Source organism: Actinoallomurus vinaceus, assembly GCF_039542055.1.
Classification (GTDB): Bacteria; Actinomycetota; Actinomycetes; order Streptosporangiales; family Streptosporangiaceae; genus Actinoallomurus; species Actinoallomurus vinaceus.
The window spans coordinates 135,579-155,067 of record NZ_BAABHK010000012.1; the positions used below are offsets into that span (position 1 = coordinate 135,579).

The 19,489-nt window shown below is 73.0% G+C and carries 16 protein-coding genes and 1 tRNA gene; 9 read left to right on the plus strand and 8 right to left on the minus strand.

All coding sequences use genetic code 11. The features are described 5' to 3' along the window. Positions 1–29 precede the first annotated feature (29 nt). Positions 30–2,822, plus strand: a complete 2,793-nt coding sequence (locus ABEA24_RS35185) for an ATP-binding protein (protein WP_345436491.1) — start codon at positions 30–32, stop codon at positions 2,820–2,822. A 1-nt stretch (position 2,823) separates the two neighbouring features. Here the strand turns inward: ABEA24_RS35185 and yczE are convergent, their stop codons facing one another. Continuing rightward, on the minus strand, positions 2,824–3,453 hold the full coding sequence (gene yczE / locus ABEA24_RS35190; protein ID WP_425551275.1) for a membrane protein YczE: 630 nt from the start codon (positions 3,451–3,453) through the stop codon (positions 2,824–2,826). 144 nt (positions 3,454–3,597) lie between these two features. Here yczE and yczR point away from each other — a divergent pair, with 144 nt between their 5' ends. After that, a complete protein-coding gene (gene yczR / locus ABEA24_RS35195) occupies positions 3,598–5,016 on the plus strand; it encodes a MocR-like transcription factor YczR (RefSeq protein ID WP_345436495.1) in 1,419 nt (472 codons plus the stop codon). 33 nt (positions 5,017–5,049) lie between these two features. On the opposite strand, the gene ABEA24_RS35200 is transcribed toward yczR, so the two are convergent. Continuing rightward, on the minus strand, positions 5,050–5,658 hold the full coding sequence (locus tag ABEA24_RS35200) for a TetR/AcrR family transcriptional regulator (RefSeq protein ID WP_345436497.1): 609 nt from the start codon (positions 5,656–5,658) through the stop codon (positions 5,050–5,052). 141 nt (positions 5,659–5,799) lie between these two features. Between ABEA24_RS35200 and ABEA24_RS35205 the strand changes: the two genes are divergently transcribed. Beyond that, on the plus strand, positions 5,800–6,195 hold the full coding sequence (locus ABEA24_RS35205) for a nuclear transport factor 2 family protein (RefSeq protein WP_345436499.1): 396 nt from the start codon (positions 5,800–5,802) through the stop codon (positions 6,193–6,195). A gap of 129 nt (positions 6,196–6,324) precedes the next feature. On the opposite strand, the gene ABEA24_RS35210 is transcribed toward ABEA24_RS35205, so the two are convergent. Both ABEA24_RS35210 and fdhD read right to left on the minus strand, forming a co-directional pair. Next, complete coding sequence (locus ABEA24_RS35210; protein ID WP_345436501.1) at positions 6,325–7,218, minus strand: alpha/beta fold hydrolase; 894 nt, start codon at positions 7,216–7,218, stop codon at positions 6,325–6,327. Positions 7,219–7,342: 124 nt separating this feature from the next. Further along, a complete protein-coding gene (gene fdhD, locus ABEA24_RS35215; RefSeq protein ID WP_345436503.1) occupies positions 7,343–8,152 on the minus strand; it encodes a formate dehydrogenase accessory sulfurtransferase FdhD in 810 nt (269 codons plus the stop codon). Between the two features lie 320 nt (positions 8,153–8,472). On the opposite strand from fdhD, the gene fdnG reads away from it, so the two are divergent. The 3 genes from fdnG to nrfD all read left to right on the plus strand — a co-directional run bounded on the left by fdnG (position 8,473) and on the right by nrfD (position 13,579). Further along, positions 8,473–11,556, plus strand: coding sequence for a formate dehydrogenase-N subunit alpha (fdnG, locus tag ABEA24_RS35220; RefSeq protein WP_345436505.1), 3,084 nt, complete (start codon positions 8,473–8,475; stop codon positions 11,554–11,556). Positions 11,557–11,558: 2 nt separating this feature from the next. After that, positions 11,559–12,395 (plus strand): 4Fe-4S dicluster domain-containing protein, encoded by an 837-nt coding sequence (locus tag ABEA24_RS35225; protein WP_345436507.1) that lies wholly within the window; start codon positions 11,559–11,561, stop codon positions 12,393–12,395. Positions 12,396–12,670: 275 nt separating this feature from the next. Beyond that, positions 12,671–13,579, plus strand: a complete 909-nt coding sequence (gene nrfD / locus ABEA24_RS35230; RefSeq protein WP_345436509.1) for an NrfD/PsrC family molybdoenzyme membrane anchor subunit — start codon at positions 12,671–12,673, stop codon at positions 13,577–13,579. Between the two features lie 21 nt (positions 13,580–13,600). Here nrfD and ABEA24_RS35235 read toward each other — a convergent pair whose 3' ends face one another. The 3 genes from ABEA24_RS35235 to selD form a co-directional block, all read right to left on the minus strand. After that, a complete protein-coding gene (locus ABEA24_RS35235; protein ID WP_345436511.1) occupies positions 13,601–14,353 on the minus strand; it encodes an LppU/SCO3897 family protein in 753 nt (250 codons plus the stop codon). A gap of 183 nt (positions 14,354–14,536) precedes the next feature. Beyond that, positions 14,537–15,178 carry a trimeric intracellular cation channel family protein gene (locus ABEA24_RS35240; RefSeq protein ID WP_345436513.1) on the minus strand — a complete coding sequence of 214 codons (642 nt, stop codon included), beginning with the start codon at positions 15,176–15,178 and terminating at the stop codon, positions 14,537–14,539. A 72-nt stretch (positions 15,179–15,250) separates the two neighbouring features. After that, the gene (gene selD, locus ABEA24_RS35245) at positions 15,251–16,258 is read right to left on the minus strand and encodes a selenide, water dikinase SelD (protein ID WP_345436515.1); all 1,008 of its coding nucleotides are present in this window, start codon (positions 16,256–16,258) and stop codon (positions 15,251–15,253) included. Between the two features lie 97 nt (positions 16,259–16,355). Here selD and ABEA24_RS35250 point away from each other — a divergent pair, with 97 nt between their 5' ends. The 3 genes from ABEA24_RS35250 to ABEA24_RS35260 all read left to right on the plus strand — a co-directional run bounded on the left by ABEA24_RS35250 (position 16,356) and on the right by ABEA24_RS35260 (position 17,567). Beyond that, entirely contained in the window at positions 16,356–16,622 is a 267-nt protein-coding gene (locus ABEA24_RS35250) for a DUF6412 domain-containing protein (RefSeq protein WP_345436517.1), read from the plus strand. 130 nt (positions 16,623–16,752) lie between these two features. Continuing rightward, positions 16,753–17,457, plus strand: coding sequence for a YidC/Oxa1 family membrane protein insertase (locus ABEA24_RS35255; RefSeq protein WP_345436519.1), 705 nt, complete (start codon positions 16,753–16,755; stop codon positions 17,455–17,457). Positions 17,458–17,471: 14 nt separating this feature from the next. Then, positions 17,472–17,567: transfer RNA gene (locus ABEA24_RS35260), tRNA-Sec, on the plus strand. A 92-nt stretch (positions 17,568–17,659) separates the two neighbouring features. On the opposite strand, the gene ABEA24_RS35265 is transcribed toward ABEA24_RS35260, so the two are convergent. Continuing rightward, entirely contained in the window at positions 17,660–19,426 is a 1,767-nt protein-coding gene (locus tag ABEA24_RS35265; protein WP_345436521.1) for an MOSC domain-containing protein, read from the minus strand. Positions 19,427–19,489: the final 63 nt, after the last annotated feature.

The following is a 19,489-nucleotide window of genomic DNA, read 5'->3' on the forward strand; positions in this document are numbered from 1 at the left end:
GAGCGAGGCGGCCGACCGGGGGAACGCCGATGCCGTTGTACGAGCGCGACCAGGAGCTCGCCAGGGTCGGCGACGTGCTCACCGCCGCCCGCGCCGGCCGGGGCGCCGTCCTGCTCGTCGAGGGGGTTCCCGGCATCGGCAAGACGGCGCTGCTGCGGGCGGCGGTGGCGGCGGCGGGCGACCGCGGTGTCCGGGCTCTCACGGCGGTCGGCGGCGAGCTGGAGCAGGAGCTGCCCTTCGCGATCGTCCGTCAGCTGTTCGAGCCCGTGCTGCGGTCGGCCGACCCGGAGCCGTTCAGCGGCGCGGCGGCGCTCGCCGCACCGGTGTTCGGCGCCGGGGGCGGCTCCGAGTCGGCCACCGGCAGTGTCGTGCACGGGCTGTACTGGCTGTGCTCGAACCTGGCCGAGCGGGGCCCGCTGATGCTGACCGTGGACGACGCGCACTGGGCCGACGAGGCGTCGCTGCGGTTCATCTCGCACCTGGCCCGGCGCATCGCGGATCTGCCCGTCCTGCTCCTGCTCTGCGGACGTCCGCGGATGCCGGGCTCCGGTCTGACCCGCGCGCTGAGCGGGACCCACCCGGAGGTCCTCGTCCTGAGCCCGCTCAGCGACCGGGCGGTCGCCGGGCTCGTCCGGGAGCGGATGTCCGGCGCCGCCGACGACGTCTTCTGCCAGGCGTGCTCCCGGGCGACCGGCGGGAATCCGTTCCTGCTCGCCGAGGCGCTCACCAGCCTGCGCGCCGATCGGGTCCGGCCCGTGGCGGCCGAGGCGGGACGAGTCGAGGACCTGCGCCCGGAGACCGTCTCCCGGGCCGTGCTGAGCCGACTGGCCCGCGTGGGCCCCGAAGCCGTCCGGCTCGCCCGCGCACTCGCGGTCTTAGGACCGGTCACCGACCTGCACCGGGCGGCGCGCCTCGCGGGCGTCCAACGGCCCAGGGCGGCCGAGATCGCCGACGCGCTCGCCCAAGAGTCGATCATCACGGGGACCCGCCCGGTCGAATTCGTCCATCCGCTGGTCCGCACCGCCGTGTACGCCGACGGCAGCGACATGCGCCGCGCCGCGGACCACAAGCGGGCCGCGCTGATCCTCGCGGCGGACGACGCTCCGCCGGAGACGCTCGTCCCGCACCTGCTGGCCGCCGAACCCGAGTCCGACCCGTTCGTCGTCGGCGCCCTGCGCACCGCCGCGGCCGGCGCCCTTGCCCGGGGCGCACCCGAGACGGCCGCGGCCTGTCTGACGCGCGCGCTCGCCGAGCCGCCCGCCCCGGCCGAGCGGCCCCGCCTCCACGCCGATCTCGGGTACGCCCTGGGAATGGCGCACCGACCGGAGGAGGCCGCCGAGGCCCTGCGCGCCGCCTTCGACCTGACGGAGGACCCGCTCGCGCGCGGGAGGCTGGCCCTGGACCTCGGAACGATCATGGTGCTGGCCGGCCGGGTCGACGAGGCACGGGAGACGTTCGAACGAGCCCGCCGCGCGATCGGCGACACCGGCTCCGAACTGTCGCTGCGGCTGCACGCGGCCTTCGCGCTCGCCGCGTTCGCCTCCAGGGAGCCCCCCGGCACCTGGATGGGCAGGCTGGACCGGCTGGCCGCCGGCCTGAGCGGTGCCACGGACGCCGAACGCCTGATTCTGGGCTGCCTGGCCTTCGGCGCCTCCGTGACGGGCGACCGTCCCGCGGCCGAGGTGGCGGACCTGGCGAGCAGGGCCGCGAGCGGACCGCTGCCCGCACGCCACGGATGGGTTCTGGCGAACTTCACCAACGCCGCGCTGGGCATCGCCGGCCGGCACTCCGAGTCCCTCGCGGTGCTCGATCGCGCCATTGAGAACGCCAGACGCCGCGGCGACGTCGCGGAGTTCCGCTACCTTCTCGTGCTCCGCTCGCACACCGGCCTTTACTCCGGGAGCCTGCTGGACGCCGAGGCCGACGGCCGGGCCGCGCTCGCCCTCCACGAAGAGGATCAGGCCCGCGAGATCCCGCTGGCCGCGGCCGTCCTGGTCGACGCGCTCGCCGAACGCGGTGCCGTCACGGAGGCGCAGGCCGTCCTCGCCGAACGCGGGCTGGAGGACGAGGACCAGGTACGCCTGCTCATCGGCCACTTCGTCCACCTGGCGCGCGGCCGGCTGCGGCTGCGGCAGAACCGCTTCCGCGAAGCAGCGCGGGATCTGCGCGCCTGCGGCGACGCGCTCAGCGGCGCCGGCTACACCAATCCGAATTTCGCCGAATGGCGCTCGAACGCCGCGCTGGCCCATCTGGCCCTCGGCGAACGCGCCGCCGCGATGGACCTGGCCGCCGAGGACCTGGAGCTCGCCCGCCGATTCGGCGCCCCCCGCGCCATCGCCATCGCCCTGCGCGCGACCGGCCTGATCGAGGCAGGAGCCCGCGGGCTGGCGCTCCTGGAAGAGGCCGTGGCGGTCGCGGAGCTCTCGTCGGCGGATCTGGTACGGGCCCGTGCGCTCGTCGACTACGGCAGCGCACTGCGCCGGGCGGGTCGGCGCGCCGACGCCCAGCCACCGCTGCGCCGGGGTCTCGACCTCGCCGCCCGGATCGGCGCCCGCCCGCTCGCCACGCAGGCGACGGAGGAGCTGACCGCCACGGGCGCGCGACCGCGACGGGAGCTGCTCACCGGACCGCTGTCCCTGACCGCCGCCGAGCTCCGCGTCGCCCGGCTCGCGGCCGAGGAGGCGACGAACCGGGAGATCGCCCAGATGTTGTTCGTCAGCAGGCGCACCGTGGAGATCCACCTCACCAGCACGTACCGCAAGCTGGGAATCGACTCGCGGCGCGGGCTGAAGGCGGCCCTCGCCGCACTCTCCACCGCGTAACTCAGGGCGCGTTCCCGCCCTCGGCCGGGACCGGCACGGCCCGGCGGCGGGGCGCGTCGTCTCGCCCCGGTGCCCGCTTGATCTGCAGCATCGGGATGAAGACGTGCGTGAGCGGGCCGATCGTCACCGCGTAGGCGAGCGTGCCGATGCCGACGGTGCCGCCCAGCGCCCAGCCGGCGGCGAGCACCGTCAGTTCGATGCCGGTCCGGACGACGCGGATCGAGTGCCCGCGCGCGGCCAGGCCGGTGGTCAGGCCGTCGCGCGGTCCCGCGCCCAACCCCGCCCCGATGTAGCACCCGGTCGCGAACCCGCCGACGACGATCGCCGCGACGAGGTAGCCCCAGCGGAGGGCGAGGGCGCCCGGATGGGGAAGCGCCCACAGGAAGAGGTCGGCGAACAGGCCGACGAGAATGGCGTTGCTGATCGTGCCGATCCCGGGTCGCTGGCGAAGCGGGATCCACAGGGCCATCACGGCCACGCCGGCGATGATGATCCACGTGCCGATCGACAGCCCGGTCTGGCGGGCGAGCCCCTGGTGGAGCGCGTCCCACGGGTCGTTGCCGAGCCGTGAGGCCACCTGGAGGGCGATGCCGAGGCCGTAGAGGGCCAATCCGACATACAGCTGGGCCAATCGGCGGACGATCACTGGTCTCCCCTGATCATTGAGCGAGCCTGCCTGCGGATCCCCGGGCGATTCGTGACCGTTCGTCCGGGGTGACCTATTCACTCATAGAAGTGGCTTGCTGATTAATGGCCAATCAGGAAAAGTGGCCATATGACGTCCCGGACGATCAATGCCACCGGCCTTGCCCGGCTTCTCGGCGGCGCGCCGGAGGGCCGCCCCCTGTACGCCGCGCTGGCCCGGAGCCTCCGGGGCCTCGTCCTCGACGGCCGGCTCCCGCTGCGCACACGTTTGCCCGCCGAGCGCGACCTCGCGGCCGCCCTGGGACTGAGCCGGACCACGGTGACCTCCGCGTACGACGCGCTGCGCGCCGAGGGATACGTGGAGAGCCGACAGGGCGCGGGCAGCTGGACGGCGCTGCCCGCCGGCAGCCCGGGGGCGGCCCGCCACGGCCACACGGAGGACCGGACGCTCATCGACCTGGCCCGTGTCGCACCGTCCGCCCCGCGCGGTTTCGAGGACGACGTCGCCGCCGCCGCGGCCGAACTCCCGCGTTACGCCGGCGGGCCCGGCTACGAGCCGCTCGGACTGTGGACGCTCCGCGAGGCCGTCGCCGCGCGCTACACCGCCCGCGGCGTGCCCACCCTGCCGGAGCAGATCCTGGTGACGACCGGCGCGCAGCACGGACTGTGCCTCGTGGTCCAGGCGTTCGTACGCCCCGGCGACCCGGTGCTCGTCGAGTCACCGACCTACCCGCACGCACTCGACGCGCTGCGCCGCGCGGGGGCGCGCCTCGTGCCGACGGGCGTCAACGCCGGCTGGGACCCCGAGCTCATCACGAGCGGCCTGCGGCAGTCCGCCGCCCGGCTGGCGTACCTCATCCCCGACTTCCAGAACCCCACCGGCCTGCTCATGGACGACGAGGTCCGTGCCGCGCTGGTCGCGGCCGCCCGGGTCACCGGGACGTACGTCATCACCGATGAGACCTTCACCGAGCTGGCCGTGGACGACGTCGCGCGGCCGCGCCCACTCGCCGCCCACGACACCGACGGGCGTGTGATCAGCATCGGGTCGGCGTCGAAGGTGATGTGGGGCGGCCTGCGGATCGGGTGGATCCGGGCGACCCAGGCGCTCGTCCGCAGGCTGGTCGAGGCCCGGGAGTCGGTCGATCTGGCCAGTCCGGTGCTGGAACAGCTGATCGTCACCGGGCTGCTCGGCCGCATGGACGCGGTGGCCGACGAGCGGCGCGCCATGCTGCGCGAACGCCGCGCGGTCCTCGTCGACGCCCTGCGCCGCGAGTGCCCGGACTGGGAGTTCAGCGTCCCGCCGGGCGGTCTGTCGCTGTGGGTGCGGCTGCCGGGGACGTCGAGCACGGCGCTGGCGGCGACCGCGGCCCGGTACGGCCTGCACGTCGTGCCGGGGACGGCCTTCGGCGTGGACGGCGTCCTCGACGACCACGTGCGCGTGCCGTACGTGCTCCCGCCGGAGGTGTTGCGAGACGCCGTCTCCCGGCTCGCCGCGGCCTGCCGCGAGGCCGCCGGCGCGCAGCCGCCTCGGCCCGCGTTCGTCTAAGGGTCCAGTGGATCTTCGTCCGGCTGCGCGGCGTCAGGCTTCGGTCGCCAACCCGGAGATGAGTTGCTCGATGACCGACCTGACGTTGCGTTCCTCTTCCGGTGTGCGTCCGAATCTGGCGATGTACAGGGCTGCTTCGTCCAAAGCGCCCACGATGACGAGGGCCAGGGGCCGGATGGGCTGAGTGCGGATCCGGCCCGCCTTGGCGGCCGCGGACAGCGAGGCTTCCAGGCGGCCGATGGTGTGCCGGAGCTCGATCTCGCGCCAGCGGTCCCAGCCGAGGACGGCGGGTGCGTCCAGGAGGGCGATGCGCTGCACTTCGGGCTCGGTCGAGGCGTCGAGCCAGGCGAGGCAGCCCACGACCAGGTTGTCGATCGGGTCGGTGAACCCCGACTTCGACACGGCTGAGCTGATGCGGCCGACCAGGTCGTGTTCGACGTCTTCGACCACGGCTTCGAACAGGTCACGTTTGTCGGTGAACTGGTGGTACATCGCGCCGCGGCTCACACCGGCGGCATGGGTGATGGCGACGGTGCTGACCTCGGCGTAACCGAGCTCGCCGAACAGTCTGCGGCCAGCCGTGATCAGCGCTTGCCGCGTCGCCGCGGAGCGCTCGGCTTGGGTACGGCGATCGGCGTTCATGTATCGAGGTGGATCAGGTCGGCTGGGGCGAACCAGAGTCTATAGCGGCGCTCACGGGTCCCGTTGCGGACCGCTTGACGGGCGGCCGATCGAAAGGATACATACAGACTGCCTGTTTTTTTCATGAACGGAGACCCGGCGATGACCGCTGCCGTCCGCGACCTTTTCGAGCGCTACCACGCGGGCTGGGAGGCCCGTGACCCCGACCGGATCGCCGAGCTCCACACGGACGACTCCGTGTTCCACCTGCACTCGGGCCAGCCCCCCGCGCGTGGTCGAGCGGCCATCCGGGAGGCGGCGGCGGGGACGTTCGCGCTCGTGCCCGACCTGGCGTTCGACCTGGTCTCCCTCCGCTTCGGAGAGGACTTCTGGGTCGTCCAGTGGAAGCTGACCGGCACGTCCGCGGCCGGTGCCGCCCTCGACGTCGACCTCGCGGACTTCGTCCTGGTCGAGAACGGCGCGGTGAAGGAGAAGCACTCCTACGTCGACGGAGTGGCGATGCAGGCGGCGCTGGCTCCTGCCGAGGTCACCTCGTGACCCGTTCCGGTCCGGCGGCTGAGCGCGACGGCACCTCGCCGGCGGCGTCACGTCGCGGCGGTCTCGTGCTGGACCCGAACCTCGTAGCGGAGCTCCAGGCAATGGTGGCGGCGACCGGTGAGGGGCGCGTCAAGGGGCGGCGGTGTGATCGATGTGGTCGGCGATGAGCCGCGCGATCTCCTCCGGCCGGGCGAGGAGCGCCCAGTGCGACATCGGGACGGGCCGTACGCGCAGGTGCTCGGTGAAGGGGCGAGGGGCCTCGGCGGCCAGTGCGGGGGTCGCGTAGGCGTCCTCGGTGGGCACGATGACCTGCGTCGGCACGGTCACGCGCGGTGAGACGCCGGTCCGGTGCGCGCTGCGGTTCCGGCCGAGCATGTTGGCCCGGTACAGGTTCAGGCCCGCGACGGCGTCCTGGAGCAGCGTCGGGGCGGGGTGACCGTCGCCGGCCGGGACGCCTTCGGCCCGTTCCATGCGCCGGCTCCAGCGGCCGGCCAGCCAGTGTCGCCAGACCAGTTCGGGTACCACCGGCACCTGGAAGGCCGCCATGTACCAGGAGTGCAGCAGTTGCCGTGCGGCGGCCGGCACGCCGGAGGGCTGCCGCAGGCGCTCGCGGAACCAGTGCGACGCGTGGTCGAGGCAGGGCCCGGAGATGGACGTGAACGAGGCGAAGCGTTCCGGCGTCGTACGGACGGCCTCCCACGACTGGATGGAACCCCAGTCATGGGCGGCGAGGTGCACCGGCGCGCCGGGGGAGACGGCGTCGAGCACGGCGCTCATGTCCGCCAGGAGATGACCGAACCCGTACGCCTCCCGCCCGGAGGGCCGGGACGACGCTCCCGCGCCCCGCACGTCGTACGCCACGACGTGGAACCGGTCCGCAAGCCGCGCGGCGACCCCGTCCCAGACGGCGTGGGTGTCCGGGTAGCCGTGCACGAGCAGCACCGTCGGCCCGGAGCCGCGCTCGTGCACCGCGAGGTCGACGCCGTCGCCGCGGACCCGGCGCGTTCGCGTGTCGTCTGGCATGCCGTCCACCGTACGGCCGCGCGCTCACCGCCGCACCCGCCTCCTCGCCCGGCTCGTGCCTCACCGACCGCGTGCTTTTCCGAGGCCCGCCCTCAGCCTCCTGCTCATCGTCGGCTCGCCGTGGTCAGTCCTTGAGGCGCTCGGCTCCCGCGTAGACGTTCATGGAATGGCCGCGGAGGAAGCCGACGAGCGTCATGCCGGACTCCTCCGCCAGCTCGGCGGCGAGCGAAGACGGCGCGGACACGGCCGCCAGCGCCGGTATCCCGGCCAGCAAGGCCTTCTGGGTGAGCTCGAACGACGCGCGGCCGCTGACGAGGAGCACGTGGCCGGTCAGCGGCAGGCGGCCGTCCTTCAGTGCCCACCCGATCACCTTGTCGACGGCGTTGTGCCGCCCGACGTCCTCACGGAGGACGAGGAGCGTGCCGGTCGCGTCGAACAGCCCGGCGGCGTGCAGCCCACCGGTCCGCTCGAACACCCGTTGCGCCCGGCGCAGCGTCTCCGGCAGGGAGATCAGGACCTCCGGGTCGAGGACGGTCGCGTCGGACCGGACGTCGTACGGCGCCCGCTGCCGGATCGCGTCGATGCTGGTCTTCCCGCACACCCCGCACGCGCTGGTCGTGTAGAAGGAGCGCTCCACCGAGACCTCCGGCGGGAGCACCTCCTCGGCGAGGGTGACGTCGACGACGTTGAAGGTGTCGGTGTCGGCGCAGTAGCGCATCGCGGCGACGTCGGCGGCCGCGCGGATGACGCCCTCGGCGTACAGGAACCCGGTGATCAGGTCGAAGTCGTTCCCCGGCGTCCGCATGGTGACCGACAGGGGGCGCCCCGCCAGTCGGATCTCGAGAGGTTCCTCGACGACCAGCGTGTCGGGCATCGCTCGGCGTCCTCGTTCGTCGATGTGCGCGATCCGCCGTCGCACGGTCACTCGGCCCATGATCCGACGGTACCGCTTGCAGAACCGGACCGCAGTCCGGTGATGTAGAGGGAACCCGCCGTCCTGGGAGTGGACCGCACGCGGGACGTGCGTCGCCGTCCGAGGTTGAACGTGGGGGACCAGTGCGACCAAGACCGTTCGGGGCGTGTCGCTGCGCGGGACCCACTCGTGCTCAGTGTTGAGGAACGGTGAACTGGTCGTGGCGGGCTCGCCGCGGCGAGCCCGCCACGATTCGCGCAGCTCAGGACGCTTCAACGGCCGCGAACGGGGAAAGGGGCGGGCGAGGAGGAGGCCCAGGCGGGAGGGGGCGACCAGCAGACGTGGGCATCGAGTCCTGGCCGGTGGTCCGCCAGCTCACCGGCGCCGACCCGCTGGGGCGTGGCCGGGCGGCGCGTTCCCGGCGCACGGACGCCCTCGTGGCGCGCACCGAGACGGCCGACCGGGTCGTCGACTCCGTCTGCCCGTACTGCGCGGTCGGCTGCGGGCAGAAGGTCTACGTCAAGGACGAGAAGGTCGTCCAGATCGAGGGCGACCCCGCCTCGCCGATCTCCCGCGGCCGGCTGTGCCCGAAGGGCTCGGCCAGCAAGCAGCTCGTCACGTCGCCGACCCGCCAGACCACGGTCCTGTACCGGCGGCCGTACGCCACCGAGTGGGAGCCGCTCGGCCTGGACGAGGCGATGGACATGATCGCCGACCGGGTGATCGAGGCTCGGCGGGCCGGCTGGCAGGACACCGTCGAGGACAAGAAGGTCCGGCGCACGATGGGCTTCGCGCACCTCGGCGGCGCCACGCTCGACGACGAGGAGAACTACCTCATCAAGAAGCTCTGGACCGCGCTCGGGGCGATCCAGATCGAGAACCAGGCCCGTATTTGACACTCGGCCACCGTCCCCGGTCTGGGGACCAGTCTCGGGCGCGGCGGCGCGACGACGTTCCAGCAGGACCTCGCCAACGCCGACTGCATCGTCATCGAGGGCGCGAACATGGCCGAGTGCCACCCGGTCGGGTTCCAGTGGGTGATGGAGGCCAAGGCGCGCGGGGCCCGGATCTTCCACGTCGACCCGCGGTTCACCCGCACGAGCGCGATGGCCCACCGCCACCTGCCGATTCGCCCGGGCGGCGACATCGTCCTGCTCGGCGCGCTGATCAACCACGTGCTGAGCGGCGGGCACGACTTCCACGAGTACGTCCTGCGCTACACCAACGCCGCGGTCATCCTGAACGAGAACTTCCGGGACACCGAGGACCTCGACGGGCTGTTCTCCGGATACGACGCCGACGCCCACTCCTATGACCCGGAGACCTGGGCGTACGCCGACGGAGAGCACCGCGACGAGACGCTCCGGCATCCCCGCTGCGTCTACCAGGTGCTGAAGCGGCACTTCGCGCGCTACACGCCGGAGATGGTCGAGCAGGTGTGCGGCATCTCCCGGCGCGACTTCGCCGAGCTCGCCGACGCGATCGTGGCGAACTCCGGGCCGGAGCGCACCACCGCCTGGGTGTACAGCGTCGGCTGGACCCAGCACACCGTCGGCGTGCAGTACATCCGCACCGCCTCGATCCTGCAGCTCCTGCTCGGCAACATCGGGCGGCCCGGCGGGGGCATCCTCGTGCTGCGCGGCCACGCCAGCATCCAGGGCTCCACCGACATCCCAACCCTGTTCAACCTGCTGCCCGGCTACCTGCCGATGCCCAACGCCCACCACCACGAGGACCTCGACACCTACCTCGAACGTGCCGTCGGCGACACCGGCTTCTGGGGGCGCAAACGCTCCTACATGGTCAGCCTCCTCAAGGCGTGGTGGGGCGACGCCGCCCGCGAGGACAACGACTTCTGCTTCGACCACCTGCCGCGCCTCACCGGCGACCACGGCACGTACCAGACCGTCCTCGACCAGATCGACGGCAAGGTCAAGGGCTACTTCCTCATGGGGGAGAACCCGGCCGTCGGCTCGGCGGCCGGCCGGCTGCAACGCCTCGGGCTCACCTCCCTCGACTGGCTGGTCGTCCGGGACCTGCAGCTCATCGAGAGCGCGACGTTCTGGAAGGAGGGCCCGGAGATCGAGTCGGGGGAGTGGACCTCCGAGGAGATCGGCACCGAGGTGTTCTTCCTGCCCGCGGCCTCGTACGTGGAGAAGGACGGGACGTTCACCAACACCCAGCGGCTTCTGCAGTGGCACCACAAGGCGCTCGACCCGCCGGACGACGCCCGCAGCGATCTGTGGTTCATGTACCACCTGGGCCTGCGGATCCGCGAGCGGCTGGCCGGCTCCGGCGACCCGAACGACCGCCCCATCCTCGACCTCACCTGGGACTACCCGCAGGAGGGCCCGCATCGCGACCCGTCCGCGGAGGCGGTGCTCCGCGAGATCAACGGATACGACGCCGAAGGGAACACGCTGAGCGGGTTCACCGCGCTCAAGGACGACGGCTCGACGGCCTGCGGCTGCTGGATCTACTCCGGCTGCTTCACCGGTGACGTCAACCAGACCGCCCGCCGCAGGCCCGGCTCGGAGCAGTCCTGGGTCGCGCCCGAGTGGGGCTGGGCGTGGCCGGCCAACCGGCGCATCCTGTACAACCGCGCCTCCGCCGACCCACAAGGGCGCCCGTGGAGCGAGCGCAAGGCCTACATCTGGTGGGACGGCGAGCAGTGGACCGGCCACGACGTCCCCGACTTCGAGAAGACCAAGCCGCCGTCGTACGAGCCGCCGCCCGGCGCCACCGCCGAGGCCGCCCTGGCCGGGACCGACCCGTTCATCATGCAGACGGACGGCAAGGGCTGGCTGTTCGTCCCGCGCGGCCTGGTCGACGGCCCGCTGCCCGCCCACTACGAGCCGCAGGAGTCGCCGGTGCGCAACCTGCTGTACGGGCAGCAGTCGAACCCGACCCGGCAGCTCTACCCGCGTCCGGGCAACCGCTACAACCCCGTCGGCGGCGACGTCTACCCGTACGTCGTCACGACCTACCGGCTCACCGAGCACCACACCGCGGGCGGGATGAGCCGGTTCCTGCCGTACCTGTCCGAGCTGCAGCCGGAGATGTTCTGCGAGGTGTCGCCGGAGCTGGCCGCCGAGCGCGGCCTCGTCCACGGCGACTGGGCGACGATCATCTCCGCGCGCACCGCCATCGAGGCCAGGGTCCTCGTCACCGACCGCGTCAAGCCGCTCCGCGTCCACCGCCGCGTCATCCACCAGGTCGGGCTGCCGTTCCACTGGGGCTCCGCCGGCATCGCCCGCGGCGACTCGGCCAACGACCTGCTGCCGATCGTGCTCGACGCGAACACCCACATCCAGGAGAGCAAGGCGGCCACCTGCGACATCCAGCCCGGCCGCCGTCCGCAGGGTCCTGCCCTGCGCGCCCTCGTGCGCCGCTACCGCCGCATGGCCGGGATCCCGGAGGACTGACCATGAGCAACAGCCTGTACGGACCGCTCCCGGACGTGGCCGAGGACGCCGGCTACTCCGACCCGCCCGAACGCCGGGGATTCTTCACCGACACCTCCGTCTGCATCGGCTGCAAGGCCTGCGAGGTGGCCTGCAAGGAGTGGAACGCCGTCCCCGACGACGGCTTCACGCTCACCGGGATGTCGTACGACAACACCGGCGCGCTCGGCGCGAGCACGTGGCGGCACGTCGCGTTCGTCGAGCAGACCCGGCCGCACCAGGTCGGCGACGGTGACGAGACGCGCTGGCTCATGGCCTCCGACGTGTGCAAGCACTGCACGCACGCCGCGTGCCTCGACGTCTGCCCCACCGGCGCGCTGATCCGCACCGAGTTCGGCACGGTCGTCGTGCAGGAGGACATCTGCAACGGCTGCGCCTACTGCGTGGCCGCGTGCCCGTACGGCGTCATCGACCGCCGCGAGGACGACGGCCGCGCCTGGAAGTGCACCCTGTGCTACGACCGGATCGGCGACGGCCTCGAACCCGCCTGCGCCAAGGCCTGCCCGACCGACTCCATCCAGTACGGACCCCTCGACGAGCTGCGGGAACGCGCCGCCACCCGGCTGACCGCGCTCCACGAGGAGGGCGTGACCGAGGCGCGCCTCTACGGCGAGGACGAGAACGACGGCGTCGGCGGCGCGGGCGCGTTCTTCCTGCTCCTCGACGAGCCCGAGGTGTACGGCCTGCCGCCGGACCCCGTCGTCACCACCCGCGACCTGCCCGCCATGTGGCGGTGGGCCGGCGGCGCCGCACTCGCCCTGGCCGGGGGAGCGGCCCTGTCGTTCCTCGGGAGGCGCTGATGTCGTGGGGCCGCGAAGGCCGCGGCGAACGGCGTACGGCGCGACACCGATGGCGCGGCGGGGCGTCGGTACCGGGGCACGAGGAACGCGACGGAGAGCGGTCGCCGCGGCGCGGGGGAACGTCGGCGCCGGCGCCTGAGCCGGGCGGCGAGCGCGCGCCGGAGCGCCCGGAGCGCGGCGGAGAGCGGGCGCCGGAGCGCCGGGGACGGGGCGGAGGACGGGCGCCGGAGCGCCGGGGGCCCGGCGGAGAGCGGGCGCCGGGGCGTGAGGAGCGCATGGTCCCGCGCGCGGAGTTCCGCTCCTACTACGGCCGCCCGGTGCTGAAGAAACCGCGCTGGAAGGCGCCGCACATGCCCGCCTACCTCTACCTGGGCGGGCTGTCGGGCGCCTCCTCGACGATGGCGGCGCTGGCCGACGTGACCGGACGGCCCAGGCTCGCGCTGACCGGCAGGCTCACGGCCGCGGTGGCGGGCACGGCGGGCGCCGGGCTGCTCATCGCCGAGCTCGGCCGCCCGGAGCGGTTCCTCAACATGCTGCGGGTGTTCAAGCCGACCTCGCCGATGAGCGTCGGCTCGTGGGTCCTCGCCGGGCAGGGCGGGTTCACGATGGCGGCGGCGGCGTCCGCCGTCACCGGGATCGCCCCGTCGCTGGGCCGCGCGGCGGGCATGGCCTCGGCGGTGACCGGCCCGCTCGTCGCGACCTACACGGGCGTGCTGCTCGCTGACACGGCCGTGCCCGCCTGGCACGAGGCCTACCGCCACCTGCCGCTGCTGTTCGCCGGCAGCTCACTGGCCAGCGGCGGCGCCATCGGCATGATCGCCACGCCGCGCGGCGAGGCAGGGCCCGCCCGCCGGATGGCTCTGCTCGGCGCCGGACTCGAACTGGCCGCCGCCGGAGCCCTCGAACGCGGCGTCGGCATGCGCGAACGGCCGGAACTGATCTCCGAGCCGTACCGCATCGGACGCGCGGGCGCCCTGATGCGCTGCGGGCGGCCGCTGACCCTGGTCGGAGCGGCCGGCACCCTCGCGGCGGGGCGGAGCCGGGTGGCCGGCGTCGTCGCCGGCCTGTCGCTCACCGGAGGCGCGCTGTGCACCCGCTTCGCGGTCCTGTACGCCGGGCAGGCCTCGGCCGAGGACCCGAAGTACACCATCGTCCCGCAGCGCGAGCGCCGCACCGTCCCGTGAGCGCCGGACCCCGCCCGCCGGTCAGAGCTTCTTCATGCAGAGCACGAAGCTCAGGGCGGAGAGAGTGTTGCGACGGCGGTACGCCGCCGTGTAGCCGGGGACGTCCTTGCACTTGTCCCAGTCGGACGTGGCGCTGAACCGCTTGAGCACCTTGTAGGCGCCCGAGCGGCACGACGAGTCCTCCAGGTGCGGAGCCGTCTTCGTGCCGGCGTTCTTGACGCAGTCACCCGGCTGAGCCGTCGCCGCCGCGTCCAGCGTCGGCGAGGACGAGGGGAACGTAGGGCTGTCGCTCGGGGTCGGGTCCAGCGTGGGGTAGCCCCCCGTCGGCGAGGTGGTCGGGATCCCCGGCGACGTGCTCGCCGCGATCGGATTCTTCTTGTCGTCACCGCCGCTCAGCGCCACCGCGGTCGCGATGCCGCCACCGAGGACGACCAGCGCGGCCACGATCGCCACGACGATGACCGGCCCGTTGTTCTTGCGCCCGCCCCCCGGCGGTGGCCCCCAGCCTCCGGGGCCGCCCGGGTCGGACGGGCCGTACCCACCGCCGCCACCCCAGCCGCCGCCGGGCGGCTGAGCGCCGTACGGCTGCTGCGGATCATTCGGGTAGTACGGCTGCTGGCCCTCGCCGGGATAGCCGCCCTGGCCCGGGTAGGGCTGCTGACCCTGCCCATAGCCCTGACCCGGGTACGGCGGCTGCTGGGGAGGGTAGCCGCCCTGACCCTGCGGTTGGTTGGAGTACGGCCCCTGGCCGTAGCCCTCAGGTGATTCGTGCACGGACAACCGCCCCTCGTTGCATAACCCCACAAAGCTGTACTAGCCAACTAGTCTGCGGCCCGCTGTGCAAACCGGCCTTTACCTAAGACGTTAGATTTCGGCTCCCGGATCCCACTGATCCGTACCTGACCGAAGCCGGACAGAAACGGATCATGTGCGGTCCTGAAGCCCGACGGGAACGGATCATGTGCGGTCCTGAACGCCGCGCGCCCGCGGCATTCGCCACCGGAGCCGGATCGCCAGCAGCCGGACCCCGAACGCCAGCGCGGCCGTGACGAGAGTCACGAGATATCCGCGCGCGCCCAGGCCGTACGCGATCGTGGCGGTCGTCGCGCCCAGGAGGGCGGGGACGATGTACAGCTGGCGATCGTGGAGGACGCTCGGCACCTCGCGCGCCAGCACGTCGCGCAGAATTCCCCCGCCGATCGCCGTGGTCACCCCCAGCGCGGCCGCGGCCGGCGATCCCAGCCCGAAGGTGAGGGCCTTCGTCGCGCCCGCCACGCTGAACAGCCCCAGCCCGGCGGCGTCGAGCACCAGCACCGTCCGGCGGATGCGTTCCAGGTGCGGATGCCACGCGACGGTCAGCGCGGTCGCCACGAGCGGGACGGCCGTGTATCCCAGATCCCGGAACGCCGCCGGCGGCACGGCTCCGATGACGAGGTCGCGCAGCACCCCGCCGCCCAACGCGGTGATCTCCGCGAGCACCGCCATGCCGACGACGTCGAAACGCTTGCGCACGCCGACCAGCGCGCCGGTGATCGCGAAGACGAAGATCCCGGCGAGGTCGGCGACGTACTCCACGTCGGTGCCGTGCACGGAGCTCACAGCCGGGATCCTCTCGTGCCCGTCCCCAAGCCGGCCACACGGGGTGCCGTCTCGGTGACGTACGGAAGCGCGTCAGCGGACGACGAGGGCCTCCGGCCCCTGGGCGACGAGCTCGCCCACCACCGGCGCGCCCGGCACCTCACCGGCGACGAGCAGCCCGCCGGAGGTCTGGGCGTCGGCCAGCAGCAGCCGGTCCTCCTCCGGCACCCCGCCAAAGTCGGCGTGCGGCGTCACCCACGTCAGATTGCGGCGCGTCCCCCCGGAGACGTATCCCGCGCGCACGGCGTCCCGCGCCCCCTCCAGGTAGGGGACGGCCGAAGAGTCCACCACGGCCGTCACGCCGCTCGCCCGCGCCATCTTGTACAGGTGCCCCAGCAGGCCGAATCCGGTCACGTCGGTCGCGCAGCGGCACCCGCGCTCCAGCGCGGCCCGCGACGCCTCGGCGTTCAGCGTCGTCATCGCCGCGACGGCCTGCGCGAAGACCTCGCCCGTCGCCTTGTGCCGGGTGTTCAGCACCCCGATCCCGAGCGGCTTGGTGAGGCACAGCGGAGTGCCGGGCCGCCCGGCGTCCAGGCGCAGCAGGCGGCCCGGATCCGCCAGCCCCGTCACGGCCATCCCGTACTTCGGCTCCGGGTCGTCCACGCTGTGCCCGCCCGCCAGGTGACAGCGGGCCTCGCGCGCCACGTCGAGTCCCCCGCGCAGGACCTCGCGCGCGAGCTCCATGGGGAGCGTGTCCCGGGGCCAGCCCAGGAGGTTCACCGCGACGACGGGGACGCCGCCGACGGCGTAGACGTCCGACAGGGCGTTCGCCGCCGCGATCCGCCCCCAGTCGTACGGGTCGTCGACGACCGGAGTGAAGAAGTCGGCGGTGGCCACCACCGCGCGGTCGCCCTGGATCCGCACGACCGCGGCGTCGTCGCCGTCGTCCAGCCCGATGAGCAGGTCGTCCGGGCGTTCCGCGTCGATGAGCCCGGCCACGACCTCCTCGAGCTCCCCCGGCGGGATCTTGCAGGCGCATCCGCCGCCGTGCGCGTACTGCGTCAGGCGGTAGGCCGTCCCGAGCGCTCCGCTCTCTCCCATACCGCGAACCTATCGCGCGGCCGTCGTCCGGGCCCGGGGACGAGGCGCCGGATCCGTGCGTGGGAACCGGGCGGGGAGCGGGTGCGTCATTCAATGCATGGCCCGGGTACTCGCCGCAGCCGTCGCGGCAATGATCGCGTGGTGGGATCTCGCCGACGCGCTCACCCCGTCGGCCGTCCTCATCGCGGCCGCGACCCTTGCCGTCGCCGGGCTCATCGTCCTGGCCGTCCACCATGCCCCGACGGCGATCGCCGCGGACACACCCGTACGCGCCGCCGCGCTCCGCGACCGCGCGGGCCGCTCCGCGCTCGTACGGCTCCGCGATCCCGACGCGCCCGGCCGCCCCCGCGTTCGAGCACCGTGAGACGAGGCGTTCCCGCCGCCCGTTCTTGATCACTGACCCCACCGCGGTCTCTTCACGCGGCGGATACCGGTGATCGGCGCGGCCGTTCCCCCGTTCTCACCCGATGACCTGCTCGAAGGGCTCTACTTCCATGCTCGCTGTTCTCGACGGCGCCGTCCGCGTCGCGTACGACCTCGTCACCGGACTCACCTCCACCCTCCACCCGCTCACCGGAGGCCTCAGCGCCGCCCTCGCGATCGTCGTCTTCACCGCCGGCGTCCGCCTCATGCTGCTACCCCTCAGCCGCCGCCAGGCCGCCGCCGGCCGGGCCCGTCTCCGGCTCGCTCCCCAGGTCCAAAAGCTCCGGGAACGCCATCGCGACGACCCCCTGCGCGCCCACCAGGAGGTGACCGCGCTGTACCGGGCCGAGGGCACGTCGATGTTCGCCGGCGTCGGCCCCGCTCTGCTGCAGTTGCCCGTCTTCACCGTCGTCTACCGCCTGTTCCTGTCCCCGGCCGTCGGCGGCCACACCAATCTGCTGCTCGTCCAGACCCTCTTCGGAGTGCCGCTCGGACGGCGCTGGCTGCTGTCGGGGGGCGCCTTCGGCCCGCACGGCCTGGTCTTCCTCGGCCTGTTCGCCCTGCTGGCCGTGGTCGCCTGGTGGACGTCGCGCCGCATGTTCACGGGTCAGACGCCTCCGCAGGGAGTTGTCGGGGCGGCCATGCGCCTGCTGCCGTTCGGCACCGTCCTGGTCGCCGCGTACGTTCCGCTCGCGGCGGGCCTGTACCTGCTGACCTCCACCGCGTGGAGCGCCGCCGAACGCGCCATTCTCTGGCGCGGCGCCACCGTGGGATGAGTAGGCTCAGCGGCGGAGGCGGGAGGGTGCCTGGTGGCCCCCGAGGTCTTCAAAACCTTTGGACGGCGCTCGGCGTCGTCGGCGGGTTCGATTCCCGTACGCCTCCGCCACTCCTTCTAACGCGGCGCTGCAGGGGCTGCTGCGCCGTGACCGACCTCGCCGAGGCGGTGCTCGAACCGCGCGGGCGGCCCGTTGGTTTCCGCTAGAGGTCCAGGACGAGGTCGGCTCGGGGCCGGGAGCAGCAGATCAGGACGTTGCCTTCGGCGGGTGGCTCCACCGGGTCGGGGGAGTAGGTGACGGCGCCAGACAGCAGGCCGCTCTCACAGTTGTGGCAGACGCCGGTGCGGCATGACCAGCGGGTGGGCACATCGCAGGCCTCCGCGAGTTCGAGCAGGCTCGTGTAGGCGGGGTCCCATCCGACGGTCAGGCCGCTGCGTGCGAACGAGACCGCGGGCCCGGTGCCGGGCGGGCCCGCCGGTGCGTGCACCGACCGTGCCGCGACGTCGGTCAGGCCGGGTGTCAGGGCCGGTCCCGCCCCGAAGATCTCCGTGTGGACGCGCTCGGGGGCGAGGTCAGAGGCGGCGAGAGCGGTGGGAAGCTCGCACATGAACGCGGGAGGGCCGCACAGGTAGGCGTCGGCGCCGCGCGGAACGCCGAAGTGCCGGAAAAGGTCGACGGACAATCGTCCGGCGGTTCCGTAGTCGACGTCCTTGCGGTCACCGGGTGCCGGGCGGCTGTAGCAGATCCGCCGGTGCGCGTTCGCGAGCCTGGCCAGCAGGTCGCGGCTCTCCTGCGCGAAGGGGTGCTCCGTACCGTCGCGCGCCCCGTACAGCCACCACACCTCGCGGGTGGAGCGCTCGGCGACGAGCGCGTGCAGCATGGCGAGAACCGGCGTGGCGCCGATGCCGGCCGACACCAGCAGGACCGGGTTACCGCCGGTTTTCAGGGTGAAGGAACCCCGCGGCGCCGCGAAGTCCAGGACGTCGCCGACGCGTACCCGAGTGCGGAGATGGGTGCTGGCGGCGCCGTGCGGTTCTTGCTTCACGCTGATGCGGTACCGCGCGGCCCCGGGCGGGCCGGACAACGAATAGCTGCGGATGAGCGGGGGAGCGTCATCGCCCGGACGCAGCCGGAGGGTGAGGAACTGGCCGGCCGACGCGGCGGGCAGCGGCGCGCCGTCGACGGCGGCCAGCGTCAGCGAGAACACGCTTGTGCTCTCCGCGTCGATGCGAGCGACCCGCAGCGGCCGGAATCCGTCCCAGGCCGGTGGCGGACCGGCGGCCGAGGTCAGTCCCGGGTTGCCGGCCGGTTGCCCGGGGGCGCCGTCCGCCTGGTCGAGCAGCGCCTGCAAAGAGGTCTTCCAGCCGGGGCTGAGCGCGGGGATGCGCAGTGCCCGGGCGAGCTGGTCGCGGGGGTGCCCCGGCAGGTACAGCAGGGCGTCGATCTCCGCGACGGTCACCCCCTCCGGCCCGTCGGCGACCTTGACGATCTCATCTCCCGCCTCCACACGTCCTTCGGTGAGGACCCGGAGGTAGAACCCGGGACGCCGATGGGATACGAGCAGGGCGGCCATCCGCGGTTCCTCCAACCGCATACCGACCCGGTAGCAGGTGACGCGCGGCTGGGTGACCTCGAACAGGGCCTCCCCGATCCGGTACCGGTCCCCGATGCACACCTCATCGTCCGGCAGCCCGTCGACGGTGAAGTTCTCCCCGAACTGCCCGTAGCCGAAGTCGTCGCGGCCGAGCTGCTCCTGCCAGTGGCGATAGGAGTCGAGCTGGTAGACCAGCACCGCCCGGTGTTCGCCGCCGTGCCCGGCCAGGTCGCCCTGGCCGTCCCCGTCGATGTTCAGCCGGCGCACCATCCGTGGGCCGGCGACAGGCTGCTTCCACACACCGGTATGAACCGTCCTGCCATGCCAGGGGACGTCCTTTGGCATTCCGACATTGACCGCCAGCAGCTTGGCCATACGTTCCTCCTCAGGTGACGGCTCACCAGGGGCACGTCGGTTCTGGGGGAAGTCGAGAGAATC